Origin of the sequence: Actibacterium ureilyticum (assembly GCF_002285435.1) — a bacterium.
Classification (GTDB): domain Bacteria; phylum Pseudomonadota; class Alphaproteobacteria; order Rhodobacterales; family Rhodobacteraceae; genus Actibacterium_C; species Actibacterium_C ureilyticum.
Genome location: NZ_NSBT01000019.1, coordinates 1 through 13,448, shown reverse-complemented (window position 1 = coordinate 13,448; position 13,448 = coordinate 1). Strand labels below are relative to the sequence as shown.

11 protein-coding genes and 2 pseudogenes are annotated in these 13,448 nt (G+C 57.1%); 9 read left to right on the top strand and 4 right to left on the bottom strand.

Annotated elements, in window-relative coordinates; all coding sequences use genetic code 11:
* Positions 1–241 precede the first annotated feature (241 nt).
* Complete coding sequence (locus CLM60_RS04750) at positions 242–1,498, bottom strand: IS110 family RNA-guided transposase (protein ID WP_095587669.1); 1,257 nt, start codon at positions 1,496–1,498, stop codon at positions 242–244.
* Between the two features lie 136 nt (positions 1,499–1,634).
* Between CLM60_RS04750 and CLM60_RS04745 the strand changes: the two are divergent.
* Together CLM60_RS04745 and CLM60_RS04740 are read left to right on the top strand one after the other, a co-directional pair.
* Positions 1,635–1,937 (top strand): annotated as a pseudogene (locus CLM60_RS04745) (integrase core domain-containing protein); the annotation flags it as partial.
* Positions 1,930–2,517 carry a L,D-transpeptidase gene (locus CLM60_RS04740; protein WP_095588035.1) on the top strand — a complete coding sequence of 196 codons (588 nt, stop codon included), beginning with the start codon at positions 1,930–1,932 and terminating at the stop codon, positions 2,515–2,517. The pseudogene CLM60_RS04745 and the gene CLM60_RS04740, both read left to right, overlap by 8 nt.
* Positions 2,518–2,607: 90 nt before the next feature.
* On the opposite strand, the pseudogene CLM60_RS04735 reads toward CLM60_RS04740, so the two are convergent.
* Positions 2,608–3,164 (bottom strand): annotated as a pseudogene (locus tag CLM60_RS04735) (hypothetical protein).
* 334 nt (positions 3,165–3,498) lie between these two features.
* On the opposite strand from CLM60_RS04735, the gene CLM60_RS04730 reads away from it, so the two are divergent.
* The 5 genes from CLM60_RS04730 to CLM60_RS04710 all read left to right on the top strand — a co-directional run bounded on the left by CLM60_RS04730 (position 3,499) and on the right by CLM60_RS04710 (position 9,437).
* The gene (locus CLM60_RS04730; RefSeq protein WP_245848204.1) at positions 3,499–4,080 is read left to right on the top strand and encodes an EF-hand domain-containing protein; all 582 of its coding nucleotides are present in this window, start codon (positions 3,499–3,501) and stop codon (positions 4,078–4,080) included.
* 140 nt (positions 4,081–4,220) lie between these two features.
* Entirely contained in the window at positions 4,221–4,607 is a 387-nt protein-coding gene (locus tag CLM60_RS04725) for a DUF302 domain-containing protein (RefSeq protein WP_095588033.1), read from the top strand.
* Between the two features lie 111 nt (positions 4,608–4,718).
* Entirely contained in the window at positions 4,719–5,639 is a 921-nt protein-coding gene (gene lgt / locus CLM60_RS04720; RefSeq protein WP_095588032.1) for a prolipoprotein diacylglyceryl transferase, read from the top strand.
* A gap of 135 nt (positions 5,640–5,774) precedes the next feature.
* Complete coding sequence (locus tag CLM60_RS04715) at positions 5,775–8,063, top strand: copper-transporting P-type ATPase (protein WP_245848206.1); 2,289 nt, start codon at positions 5,775–5,777, stop codon at positions 8,061–8,063.
* A gap of 48 nt (positions 8,064–8,111) precedes the next feature.
* Positions 8,112–9,437 (top strand): APC family permease, encoded by a 1,326-nt coding sequence (locus tag CLM60_RS04710; protein WP_095588030.1) that lies wholly within the window; start codon positions 8,112–8,114, stop codon positions 9,435–9,437.
* Positions 9,438–9,443: 6 nt separating this feature from the next.
* On the opposite strand, the gene CLM60_RS04705 is transcribed toward CLM60_RS04710, so the two are convergent.
* Positions 9,444–10,088, bottom strand: a complete 645-nt coding sequence (locus CLM60_RS04705; protein WP_095588029.1) for a hypothetical protein — start codon at positions 10,086–10,088, stop codon at positions 9,444–9,446.
* Positions 10,089–10,487: 399 nt separating this feature from the next.
* Between CLM60_RS04705 and CLM60_RS04700 the strand changes: the two genes are divergently transcribed.
* Both CLM60_RS04700 and CLM60_RS04695 read left to right on the top strand, forming a co-directional pair.
* Complete coding sequence (locus CLM60_RS04700) at positions 10,488–11,741, top strand: sialidase family protein (protein ID WP_095588028.1); 1,254 nt, start codon at positions 10,488–10,490, stop codon at positions 11,739–11,741.
* A gap of 316 nt (positions 11,742–12,057) precedes the next feature.
* Complete coding sequence (locus tag CLM60_RS04695) at positions 12,058–12,753, top strand: hypothetical protein (protein ID WP_245848203.1); 696 nt, start codon at positions 12,058–12,060, stop codon at positions 12,751–12,753.
* A gap of 180 nt (positions 12,754–12,933) precedes the next feature.
* Here the strand turns inward: CLM60_RS04695 and CLM60_RS04690 are convergent.
* Positions 12,934–13,448, bottom strand: a 515-nt coding sequence (locus tag CLM60_RS04690; protein ID WP_217983271.1) for a VOC family protein, incomplete at its 5' end; no start/stop codon positions are given.

The following is a 13,448-nucleotide window of genomic DNA, read 5'->3' as shown; positions in this document are numbered from 1 at the left end:
CGACAACGTCCTATGTCGGGAGATTCGGGCTGCTTAGGTCAGCAGGTCATGGGGCATCCGGTGTTCCGGATGCCGTGATAAGTTTGCCCAGACGGGCTCTGCCGTCAAGAAATGATCTCTTCCATAGCAAACACAGGGTACGCGCCACGGCGGCCCTCACCGTCCTCAATACGAGATCCCAAATCCCAAGCAGAAGGCCCGAACATTATCTACGAGGTCAGAAAGCTGCCTCCACGGCTCGTCAGAGAGGGGTCCTTCCGCCTGGGCTCACCCCCTCGAAGAAGGGGCGATAGGGTTCGCCGTGATTGACCACGGCGTGTACGGTGCGCGCCATCTTGGCCGCGATTGCGGTGTAGGCCTTGCGGCGCAGATGGGCGTTGTGTCGATCCTTCGAGATGTAGCGCTCGAACTTGTCGCGGAAGCTGTTGGTCCGCTTGAGAACGGCGGTCTGGCCGGCCATCCACAGCGTGCGCCGCAGCCGGGCATTGCCGTACTTCGAGATACGGCTCTGACCGCGGAACATGCCGGACTGCACGGTGGCGAGGTCCATGCCGCAGAACTTCAGGAACTGGCGGTGATGCCGGAACCGACGCAGGTCGCCGGCCTCGGCCAGGATGGTCATGGCGTTGATCGGGCCGATGCCGGGAATCGTCGTCAGCAGCTGATAGTCGGGCAGATCGGAGAGCAGCTCGACCGCACGCGCTTCGATCTCGTTGCGCTGGCGGACGAGGCTTCTGCCTTCGGCGAGGACCAGACGGAACATGCGAACGGCGTCGGAATCCGGTCCGACGGGCAAACCAACAGAGCCGACCGCCGTGGCGTAAATATCTGAAAGCAGGCGCTCTTTGGAAACCTTCTTGCCCACCACGTGCCAGGCATCAGCGATGAAGTCTTCCCGGGTCATGGCCGCGATCATCGTCGGCGTCGGATACCTCTCGAGGAACGCGAGGAACCAGTCGGTTCGGGAGCTTCGATGAAACCTTTCCGCCTCAGGGAAGTAGAGCGGCAGGTAGTGCGTCAGGATACGGTGCCAGAGCTCGGTCTTCGAACGCGAGACGACCTCGTGCGTCTTCGACAGCTCCTGAATATCCGCCGTCCCTACGACCAGCGGATCGTGAAAGAACTGCACGGCGCCGATCTCCATCATGTGCAGGATGACCTGGGCGTCCTTGGGATCATTCTTGTCCCAGCTGTTGTGCAGAGCCTCGCGCGTTCGGGCCAAGCCAACGGAAGAGACAAGCTTCAGGTCGAACCCGGCCAGGCCGAGATGGTGCGCCAACGGACGATGGTAGTTGCCGGTCGCCTCAAACCCGATCCGCACCGGTAGATCATAGCTTGTGAGGGCCGCAGACAGGCGCCGAAAGTCTTCCAGCGTGTTCGTAATCGTCATGCGGCGACGGCGCTTCTTGCCGGGAATGCCGATAAGCACTTCGTGCCGGTGTTTTGAAATGTCGATGGCGACCAGCAAGGTCGAAGCAGTAAAATGAGTGGCGGTCATAGCCGGTCTCCTCAGCAGTGTGGTTGTGCAAAACCACTGTTGAGACTTGAGACCCGGTTATGGCCACCCGCTGCGCAATTTGGGGGCTGCGCGCGTGGCCATAACCTAAAGACAGCCCATCTTCCCGACGTGCTACGGCACCGAGTTGACGTCGAACGCCATGCTCAAATGGCAGGCGGATCGCCAAGTGGAATGGCACTACATCGCGCCGGGCAAGCCCATGCAGAATGGCTTGATCGAAAGCTTCAACGGCCGCCTGCGGGACGAGTGCCTGAACGAGCACCTGTTCCCAACACTGCGCCATGCCCGCCATCTGATTGCGGCATGGCGCAACGATTACAACTATCACCGCCCGCACTCGAGCCTCGACGGGCTTACCCCGCGAGAGTATCACCAAAGGTCAGAAAAGGACCAAACCCTGAACAGAGCTAATCCATAAACGCGGACTCCGAGGGGAGCAGGTCAATGCGCAGATCACACCGGTCAACTATGACCCGGCAACAACCAACCCTTGGGGGCTGCATCCAAGGCTGCTGCCGCAACGCGTATTGGCGAATGACGGTCTTTGCCCGGGCGACATTCACGTCGATGCGATCGCGCGCTATCTGTACCATATTGAAGAGGGTGGCACCGCGATGCGATACGGGGTCGCGATCGCCAAGGGAAATCTCTATGAACTCGGCACCTATACGATCCGCCGAAAAGTCGAATGGCCACACTGGACGCCAACATCGTCAATGATTGAACGCGATCCGGATGCCTATGCGCGATTTGCCGACGGCATGGAACCGGGGCCCTTGAATGCGTTGGGCAGCCGGGCGTTGTATCTATTTGTGGGAGACCGTGACACGTATCTCCGCATCCACGGAACGCCCAGCCCGCGCAGCATTGGAGGCCGCGCCAGTTCCGGTTGCGTGCGCATGGTTATGGCGCACATCAACGATCTATACCCAAGCGTTGCTATCGGATCGACTGCGTTTCTTTATTCAGCTGAAGACAGTGTTACCGCCCGAAGTTGATTTTTTGTCGCAAGCAACCGCAAAAAAATACTGTGGCGAACACGACAGTCTAACCAACGCCTTACGCCCAAAAGCGTTGGTTTTGTTCATTTACGGTCGAGTACCAAGCGCCCGTTCAAATTGCGCGATAGCCAAAGACTTGTCATCTTCGTCGTTTTCGAAAAGCTTCGTCGTTTGCACACCCGGCAATTTGCCGAAGTCATCCATCAGACGTCGGGGAAAGAAGGTCCGGCCAATCGACTCGAACCCAGGCAACTGTCTGAGTAGCGCAGACGTGCTCACACTACAAAAGCCAGAAGCCGCTGGGCCATTCGCCACTGCGAGTTGCAATGCCAGTTCTGCAACTTCAGCAGACACTTCGACCTCCTGGATGACGACATGATAGGTCTCTCGTGCATGCGCCCGAGCATAGAAGTCAGCCACTTCCGGAGTGACCCCGTATAGCACATCGCCGCGCTCGGGGACGGAACGAAGCCGAACTGTACCTGCGGGATCGAAGATGACGCGCTGTGATCCGTTGATCATACGCTGGTATGCGCTCCTGCTCCCGACCTGTTGTTGATCATTGTGTATAGTGTCAAGGCGGTCGGCCCGTCATGAGAGTAGGATGCACTGCTGACTACCTCAGCAGAAGCATCCGGTCTTATGTCGTTTCCGGTCCCGCATCCGACCAAAATCAAAACAGTCAAAATCCGGACGATCCGATGAAAAATGGTCACTGGCTCACCCCAACGCTTTTCACGCCGTTTTTCCCGACATCCTGTTTTTGGTCCAATAAATTCGGCGTCAAACGCCGCCCAAATCTGCGGATATCGCGTTCCACAAATGAATAGGAGCGCTCAGACCGGATAGATTTGTCGCAAATTGTAACAGGCATCCTCTGTGCGACCTGGTGATACAAAACACGCGTTCTCCCGCATTTCGCACCACCAAACACTCCCCATATGATGCGTATCGCAACACTGAAACGAGGTGATCGAAGTGAAACGCAACACACTGCTTGCAGCAATGGCCCTTGCCGCAACCGCACTTGGAACTGCCGCTTCGGCGGAATCCCATCACGGGCATGGGGGTCAACCGGGTGACAAGGGCGGACCGGGTATGATGCAGAACGGGGGTCCGGGCATGATGGGGAACATGGGCGGCATGATGGACATGATGGCGCGCATACACGGAAACATGATGGGTGGCGGCATGATGGGCGCAGGCATGGGTGGCGGCATGATGCAAATGTTCGACGCCGATGGAGACGGCACAACCACGCCCGACGAGATGCGCACGCAGCTTCAGACCAAGCTTACAGAATATGACAGCGACGGGGATGGAAGCCTTTCGATTGCTGAATTCGAAGCCCTCCACAGCGCGATGATCCGCGAGATGATGGTGGATCGCTTCCAACATCTCGATGCCGACGGCGATGGCGCGGTGACGCCGGTAGAAATGGCCGCTCCGGCGGATAGGACGGAACGGATGCAGAATATGCGCTCAAACATGACAGATGCGCCCGCTCGGCCTGGCAACGGTCAGGGTATGGGCGACGGTTCCATGATGCAGGGCAATTGATCCATCGGGTGCCGGGGTCTTGCTCCGGCGCCCGACGTCGAAACGCCAGAACCAGACGCGGCTTATACATTGAACCGAACCGTGGCCTGAACCGTTTGGCCTCGGTACAGCAACAGATTGAGACGAGGAAAGTAAGATCCATGGCCTATACCTATGATCGTATCCTGAAAGACACCAACATTGATGACGCTGAGATGCGTGTTCGAGAAGCGCTGGCAGACGCAGGTTTCGGCGTTTTGACTGAGATTGATGTCAAAGCGACGATGAAAAAGAAGCTCGACGCGGATATTTCCCCGTACCGCATCCTGGGCGCCTGCAATCCGGGCATGGCGCACAAGGCGATTGAGATCGAACCGCGCATCGGCGCAATGCTTCCCTGCAACGTCATCCTGCGCGAGGTGGACGGCGGTACCGAAGTCAGCGCAGTTGATCCTGTCGCTTCGATGCAGGCAGTACAAAACGTAGACTTGCACGCTGTCGCCGGCGAAGTTCGCGATCTCCTGAGGAACGCGCTGGACGCCGCGTGATGTCGGGTTGGGTGTTATTCTCGAAATACCCTCTTGTAGATCCAGCGCAAAAAGCGGTGCTCGATCCATGTCAGTAATCCCAAAATAAACCTTTAGTGAGGAATTCACCCAGTGCTGTCAGCGGGATTGCCATTTCCGGATATTGGAACCGATCTGTTCTCAATCGAGATCGGGGGGATCACATTCGCACTCCGCTGGTACGCGTTAGCCTACATTTTCGGTATCCTTATAGGCTGGCACATTTGTCTGAGTGCTATGAGCCGTCCTGCGCTCTGGAAGCCAGATGGACCACCGCTTGACCGGACCCAGCTCGAAAATTTCCTGACGTGGATCATCATTGGTGTGATTGCTGGCGGCCGCCTAGGCTTTGTTCTGTTTTATCAGCCCACATATTATCTTGCCAATCCATTGGAAATTCTGATGGTTTGGCAAGGCGGCATGTCTTTCCACGGGGGTTTCGCGGGCGTCGTCATCGCGGTCTTATCGTTCTGCCTTCGACAGAATGCGCCAGTGCTCAGCACTGCCGACTTGCTGGCATTGGCAACGCCGCCCGGCCTTTTTCTGGGACGGTTGGCCAACTTCACGAACAACGAATTGTGGGGTCGGCCAACAGACGTTCCCTGGGCCGTGATTTTTCCCGGAGAGGTTGCACAGGCCTGCTCAGGGATAACAGGTTTCTGCGCTCGGCACCCATCCCAGCTTTATGAGGCGATATTGGAAGGACTCATTCTTGGAACGCTGCTGGTCTATCTCGCGTGGGGCCGCAGCTGGTTGAAAATGCCCGGTGCATTGGCCGGAGTATTCCTGACCGGATATGGTCTTGCCCGAAGCTTCGTCGAGTTATTTCGGCAACCAGACCAACAGTTCGTCACGGAAGACAATCCCATTGGCCATGCGCTCCACTTTGGTGAGTGGGGTTTCACCATGGGCCAGTTGCTGTCCATGCCAATGGTGCTGGTGGGGCTGGGCTTAATCGTGTTTGCCCGCCGCGATCGGAGCCGGACGACGCCAACCCACAAGGCCGCATTATGACCCCGACACTGATCTCTCTTGACCTTCCCGTGGACGGAAGCCTCAAACAAGAGAAGCATTCCCAGAAAGGACCGCAAAATGAGCACCCCAACCAGTTCTGAAACCGCAGCGGCTTCTTTGGTATACGTTTGTCCCATGCACCCAGAGGTGCGACAGGACCAGCCCGGCGATTGTCCAAAATGCGGGATGCATCTCGTGTCCCAAGCGGATTTGGAGACCCATTCTGCACATGAGCATCATGGTCATCATGCAGGGGCCGACCCGGAAGATGACCGATATGATCTGGTTCCGGCAGGCCACGAGGGACCTATATACACGTGCCCGATGCATCCTCAGGTAAGGCAACCTGATCCCGGCGCGTGTCCGATTTGTGGCATGGGGTTGGAACTGGAATCCGGTGTGCCCGGTGATGACGGCCCCAATCCCGAGCTGGTGGATTTCACACGACGGTTTTGGGCCGGAACGGTCCTGACGATCCCGCTACTCGTCCTTACGATGGGGCCTTTCGTCGGTTTCCCCGCAGTCCGGACATTCTTCGGTGAAAGCACAACGCAATGGATAGAGTTGATCCTTGCAACGCCAGTGGTCTTGTGGTGCGGCTGGCCGTTCTTGGAACGAGGTTGGATTTCCTTCCGCACGATGAACCTCAACATGTTCTCCCTGATCGGCATGGGTGTTCTCGCTGCCTGGCTCTTCAGTGTTGTTGCCGTTCTGGCACCGGACGTTTTTCCTGATGGGTTCCGCGATGTCGAGGGGCATGTCGGTGTCTATTTCGAGGCCGCTGCGGTGATCGTGACGCTCGTGCTGCTCGGTCAGGTGATGGAACTGCGGGCGCGCGAAGGGACCGGCAAGGCAATCCGCGCGCTTCTTGACATGGCGGCCAAAACAGCGCGGGTCATACGAGGCGACGGGTCGGAAGAGGAGATCCCACTTGAACACGTTCAAGTAGGCGACCGACTGCGCGTTCGACCCGGCGACAAGGTGCCGGTCGATGGCGTGGTTTTGGAAGGCCGGTCGTCGATCGACGAGAGTATGATTTCCGGTGAGCCCGTACCGGTCGAAAAGACCGAAGGCGACCCTGTGACCGGTGCGACGATCAATGGCACCGGCAGCTTGGTGATGCAGGCGACAAGAGTCGGCTCCGACACGATGCTGGCGCAAATCGTCGAAATGGTCTCGAACGCACAACGTTCGCGAGCACCGATCCAAAAGTATGCTGACCAAGTGGCCGGCTATTTCGTGCCAGCCGTAATCGGTATCGCAATCCTTTCTTTCGTTTCTTGGGCAATCTGGGGACCGGTGCCCGCGCTGTCATACGCACTTGTCTCGGCCGTCGCGGTTCTGATCATCGCCTGTCCCTGTGCGCTTGGCCTTGCGACACCAATGTCGATCATGACGGCGACCGGGCGGGGCGCTCAGGCCGGGGTGCTGATCAAGAACGCCGAGGCGCTGGAGCGGTTTGAGAAGGTCGACACGCTGATCGTCGACAAGACCGGTACGCTGACCGAAGGCAAACCGCGCCTTGTGGCCGTCCTTCCTGAGACCGGATACGATGAGGCAGACGTGCTGCGCCTTGCCGCATCTCTGGAGCGCGGATCAGAACACCCGCTTGCGGAAGCCATTGTCCAAGGTGCCGAGGAGCGCGGTGTAAAGATGGCCAATGCCGAGGATTTCGAGGCCGTAACCGGCAAAGGCGTCAAGGGCGTCGTCGATGGGAAGACGGTCGCCCTCGGCAATCTGGCAATGATCCGCGACCTGGGCCTTGAGGCTGGCGATTTGACCCTCAAGGCCAATGACCGGAGAGACGACGGCGAGACGGTGATGTTTGTAGTGCTGGACAGCCAGATCGCCGGGCTTGTCGCTGTTGCTGATCCGATAAAAGAAGCTACGCCCGCTGCAATCAAGGTGCTGAAAACACTCGGTTTCCGGGTAATCATGGCCACTGGCGACAACGAACGTACCGCAAAGGCGATTGGCGCGAGGCTTGGCATCGACGAGATCCGGGCAGATGTGCTGCCCGAGGACAAGGCGCGGATCATCGAGGAGTTGCAACAGGAAGGCCGTAAAGTCGCAATGGCTGGCGACGGCGTCAACGACGCTCCGGCCCTGGCTCAGGCTGATGTCGGGATTGCCATGGGCACTGGCGCAGACGTAGCCATCGAAAGCGCGGGCATCACTCTGGTAAGGGGCAACCTCGATGGCATCGTTCGCGCCAGAAAGCTCGCGCACGCCACCATGCGCAATATTCGTCAAAACCTGTTTTTCGCGCTGATCTACAACGCTTCTGGCGTCCCCGTCGCGGCCGGAGTTCTGTTTCCTTTCTTCGGTATCCTGATCAGTCCGATGTTTGCCGCTTTCGCAATGAGCGCCTCATCGATCTCAGTGGTGCTCAATTCGCTGCGCCTTCGCAGCGTTCGAATCTAGGGTCAAGGAAACAGTATTTTCCGAAGGAAAAGTAAAAAGGATCATTTGATGCAGGGCGACAAAGAGATGTATCGCGAAGGCTCCATCAGTCTCGGCGGAGCCATTGCGATGGGGACTGGCGTAATGATCGGCGCGGGAATTTTCGCGCTGACGGGGCAGATTGCGCAACTTGCCGGGCCGAACTTTCCGCTTGCCTTCATCGCCGGTGCAGTTGTCACGAGTTTCAGTGCTTATAGCTACATAAGAATGTCGAACAAATGGCCGTCCTCCGGTGGCATCGCAATGATCCTGCAAAGGTGTTACGGCCCAAGTGCAATCGCAGCAGGCGCCGCGTTGCTGATGGCGCTCAGCATGGTGATTGCGGAGAGCCTCGTCGCCCGAACCTTTGCCACGTATGTCTTGCGCCCTTTCGATATCGAAGGTGGACCTCTGGTACCTGTCCTGGCGGTAGCCGTGATTATGTTCGCTTTTTTGGTGAACATCGCCGGAAATCGCTCGGTTGGACTGTTCTCGCTGATTATGGCAGCGATTAAGATCGGAGGCATAGCTCTGTTCGGCATCGCTGCCCTTTGGTCCAGTGGTTTTGCATTCGCCGCCGCCACCGAGACGTCTCAATCCTACGGGATTACCGGGTTCATAGCATCCACGGCGTTGGCCATCCTCGCGTTCAAGGGGTTCACGACGATCACCAACAGCGGAGCCGAGGTCACCGAACCAAACCGCAACGTTGGACGAGCGATCATGTTCTCGATCGGGATCTGTGTCGTCGTCTACCTTTTGGTCGCCTTCGGGGTTGGTTCGAGCCTGACGATCGAGGAGATCATCTCCGCGCGTGACTATTCGCTGGCACAAGCGGCGCAACCCGCCCTAGGACAAACCGGCTTCATACTGACGGTGATCTTGGCTGCCGTCGCAACCGCGTCTGGAGTTCTGGCCAGCGTCTTCGCAGTGTCGCGTATGTTGGCAATGCTGACCGACATGGAAATGATCCCACACAGCCACTTCGGTATGTCCGGCCCAATCCAACGCCACACACTGGTCTATACCGTTGTTATCGCATCAACGCTGGCCGTGCTTTTCGATCTAGGCCGGATTGCATCCCTCGGTGCATTCTTCTACCTTGTTATGGACATGATCATACATTGGGGCGTGTTCCGCTATCGTCGAACAGATCTCGGCGCCTCCGGCATTGTGCTTCTGACTGCCCTGTCGCTCGATGCAATCGTATTGGCAGCCTTCACCGTGATGAAGCTTCAAAGTGACCCGATGATCGTTCTCTACGCCGCTGTCGGGATGATCGCAGTGTTCGCATTCGAGCGTGTATACTTGTCGCGATGGGTGGCACCGCAAGCCTTCCATGCCCACGGTGATTAGCAACAATCACATCGCCTGAAGAAATGTGATAGCTTGTGCACCAATCGTAATAAGCCCGACCGACGAGGCAAATGCAGACAAAGCAAGCAACATCACGCCCGTTTTCATGGGGAAACGACGAACAATCGGTCTGAGAGTTTCCGACCGCCTGATAGCCGAACGATATAGCGGCAACGCGCTGATCATGGTTGCGTAAAGGTATACGCCGGAGATGTTCTCGAAAAACGCCGAACGCGCAAGCGTCGGGGACACGACCGCCAAGGCCGTTGAACGATTGCCGCCGAATGACCCGAACCAGTCGGCAGATAGAACGTAGACAAGCGCGTGGAGGCCTGGAAAGAGGAGGGCCCTGAGAACAACATCTGCGAGCACGAGAGACGCCGTGTCACCTGGGCCGGCTTTTGCATGCTTCGTAATGGCGAAAAGGTAGAAACTGACATAGTTCACCGCAAAAACCACGGGCAAACCATTTGTCGCGACCTGCCGCAAAAAACGCATAAGCGCCGGTCCGCCGGCCGCAAGAGCCGGAGCAAAGCCGGGGGCCAGCAAGACGTAGAGCATCAAAACCGGCAGTAATGAAGCGAAACTAAACAGCAGGACATTTCTCACAAACTGAGCCGCCGGCATGCTGACAGAAAAATACCTATCCATATGAACAGGCTGGCATATGAACGCCGCAGGTCAACAGGTATGTTCCCGGTCTTCCAAGGCGGAGTGAAGCGATAAGCCGACAGCAAAGCATTGCCAGAAATCGCTTAGTCGGTCCGTTTAATGCAATCGGGTTACCTTCGACTTCACACCTTCTCTGCAGAAGCAATTAGACGAAGAGCGCCAACAACTCCGACAGCGGTGCCCGAAACTGAAACTTTCCGCACCTAAACACCGTGCCTTCCGTCGAGACGCCACGAGTAATATCGTTTGGCTAGGGAAACCGACCACAGGATCAAGCCGACGCCATCCACTGGCGATCCATGTGAGTCCAGAGAATGGTGAAGTATATTTATTGCCAGTGGTTCGTATCTTTTTTTTGCCTACAACAAGGCCACCTTGATGAAGCATTACTTGATCCTCAGCGTCCTCAACGCAGCTCTATCGTCACTTTTCGGAGTGTCCGCTGCGGCACAAGTCTTCTTGACCCTTGAGGAGCTCGGCACTCCGGCCGCGTTGAATGCGGAAAGTCCGTCCCTCGCTATGATGCCGGATGGCCGCGTTTTGATGTCTTGGATCGAGACGAATGGTCACGTGCGCGCCGCTGTAAAGACAGCAGTTCTGGACGGGTCCGACTGGTCGAAACCGGTTGCAGTCGTAGAAAGTGACGATCTGTTTATCAATTACGCCGACTTTCCCTCAGTTGCCGCGCTGCCCGATGGCACGCTCGTCACCAGTTGGTCGCGCATGAGCGGTGACAGCTATTTTGCCTACGACACTGTTATTTCTCTGTCCCGCGACAGTGGTGCATCTTGGAGCGCGGGGATCGTGCCGCATCAGGACAGATCGGAGCGGCAGCACGGCTTCATGTCGATTGTGTCCAACGGGTCTGGCGGGATGACCGCTATGTGGCTTGACGGGCAAGACTACGACATTGTCGACAGCCAAGGCGGCGCCGAAGCCGAGGGCGATGCCATGCAGCTGCGCGCAACCACGCTTTCGCCAGACGGGGCGCTATCGGAGGAAGTCCTGCTCGACGAACGCACCTGCACCTGTTGTCAGACCACGGCCGTCGCGCTGGACGACGGGACAGTTCTGCTGGCCTATCGGGATCGGACAGAAGCTGAGATCAGGGATATCTCTCTGGTGCGACAGGTTGACGGTGTCTGGTCCCAGCCCGTCGAGGTCAGCGGCGACGAGTGGGAGATTTCAGGCTGTCCGGTGAATGGGCCTGCCATTGACGCCCATGGCAGCCAAGTCGCTTTGGTATGGTTCACAGCGGCGGACGAAACCCCCGCGGTCAGGATGGCGTTTTCCGACGACCGGGGTGCGAATTTCGGTGTGCCGATGAGCATTGACCTTGGCGCGCCCCTCGGCGGAGTGGATGTGGTCCAGCTGTCCGATGGATCGGCACTCTTCAGCTGGGTCGAACGGACTGCCGCAGGTGAGATTGTCCTTGTGTGCCGCGCCAATCCTTCGGATGGCTGCGGCGCACCAGTTGCGCTGACCCTAGTGCGCAAGGGTCGGACGATAGGCTTTCCGCGTATGGTAGCGTCAGGCGCGGATGTTTGGATTGCATGGAACGAGACCTCGCGTTCTGCGAACGGCGCACTGATTGTGCGTTTGGCACACGCAACCGTCGAGTTAGTCAAATGATTGCTTATAGGGGATGTTCGACAACTCATTCGCGCTAGCAAACCGCTAAGCAGACTTGTTAGATGAACTGGCTACGATTTCGACCGAAAACTTGGGCACGACCATTGAGGCTCAGGCAAATGTCTGAGGTAGAGGTCTACCGTTTCCACGCATTCCGGGCCTGTCCGCGTGATTGGATTACGAATTGTTGCCCTGGAGTGCGGATTCGGATAGCCGTCTTTAGCTTAACATAAACTTCATTATGCGTCGTTATACTTAGTGTTGTGCTAGTATATTATCGTATGTATGCTGGGCTCCTCTTACGGAGGTTCCGCACATGCGCCATCTAATCAAGAAGCTCCTCCCCTCGGTCGCAGTCACTTTGACCGTGACAGGTCTTTCGCTGCCGGCACCGGCCCTTGCGCAGACATACCCAATCGACTGCGCGATCCTCTTGTGTCTGTCTGGCGGCTGGCCGGCTTCAGTGCCATGCGCCCGGGCCCGTGCCGTATTCATCAGACGTATCACGCCTTGGCCAGTGGAACCGCCGCTGCAAATCTGGCGCTGTCCCATGGGTGCCTCCTATGAGAGCGATCGGCCATCAAACAACGCTGGCCGCATCCTTGAAGCCTTGTACAAGGCGGACGGCAGTCGACCGCGCCAATCTTCGCCAGTCTACGATCTCGTTCCTGCCGAATGGGCCCTCCAGCTCGTTCAGGATCGCGCGGACATCGATATCAGCGGACCTGAGTTCAACTTCGTGCGGTCCATCCGCGTCTTTGATGTTCGCTATGCACGGCAGCATGAATCCGGTCGTGACGGTGACTGCAATCGCAGCGCGACCGTCGTCCTCGGCACCTACGGGACCCAAGGTGATTTCTCCTGGCATAGATCTTCCATAACTGCCCTGCCCGAGGCCCATGTGGGACTTGAACGTTGGGGCCAGAATTGCCCGGGTATCTACCACCGATCTGTCTTCGTCGATTGGCGTGACTATGAGGGCAACTACGGCTTCGAACAGGTGAACTACTAGCGCTGCCATCAAACTGCGGAGATTTGAGCAGGCTGACTTACCCAAGTAGCCGCCGTTCGCTGCTGTCGGTGGCAAGGTCCGATGAGCGGACTAAGCGCCAATTCGCTGCGGTTGCGCCAATGGCGGCTTGGCGATACCCCGACGGGCGAACTTTGCGCTCTCCGAGGCTTCTTCGCGTACCTATTCCAGGTTTTCCCGAATAAGATCAAATCCGTTTCCGAACGGATCAGCACAATTTGCAAGGTCTGCGACCTCTGAGTAGGTTTTCTTTTCAACCGAGCCGCCGTACTTTTCAACTTCTGCACAAACCGGATCAATGTCATCTACTATGAAGTCAAGATGAACCGGTGTCCAATGACGCTGGTAGTGACGTTTTTCATCGGCTGCGCCGATGGTGCCTGCGGCTTTCTCTTGGATGTGGAGATCGAGCGTTCCAACGGAGATAACCTGCCAATCATCCGAGTACTTTTTCTTAAATTTGCAGCCCAATGCCTCAACATAAAACTTCAAGGCTGTGGACATGTCAGATACATCAATGCTGATAGTTGCTTTGCGAGCCAAAACGGTACCTCCAAAAGAGCAATTTGTTCCATTTTTGTTCTCCCTGTGCCTGCCAGTTTTAGTTTTGCAAGTCAACCGCGCTGTGCACGATAGCCGACATTCAGTAGGCATGCAGAAACCGTGAGTTTGGGCTC

Coding starts and splice junctions, on each gene's coding strand:
- CLM60_RS04725 (WP_095588033.1), top strand. CDS start 4,221: ATGGCCTATACCTATGATCGTATCCTGAAAGACACCAACATTGATGAC.
- CLM60_RS04700 (WP_095588028.1), top strand. CDS start 10,488: ATGAAGCATTACTTGATCCTCAGCGTCCTCAACGCAGCTCTATCGTCA.
- CLM60_RS04695 (WP_245848203.1), top strand. CDS start 12,058: ATGCGCCATCTAATCAAGAAGCTCCTCCCCTCGGTCGCAGTCACTTTG.
- CLM60_RS04715 (WP_245848206.1), top strand. CDS start 5,775: ATGCACCCAGAGGTGCGACAGGACCAGCCCGGCGATTGTCCAAAATGC.
- CLM60_RS04750 (WP_095587669.1), bottom strand. CDS start 1,498: ATGACCGCCACTCATTTTACTGCTTCGACCTTGCTGGTCGCCATCGAC.
- CLM60_RS04705 (WP_095588029.1), bottom strand. CDS start 10,088: ATGGATAGGTATTTTTCTGTCAGCATGCCGGCGGCTCAGTTTGTGAGA.
- CLM60_RS04710 (WP_095588030.1), top strand. CDS start 8,112: ATGCAGGGCGACAAAGAGATGTATCGCGAAGGCTCCATCAGTCTCGGC.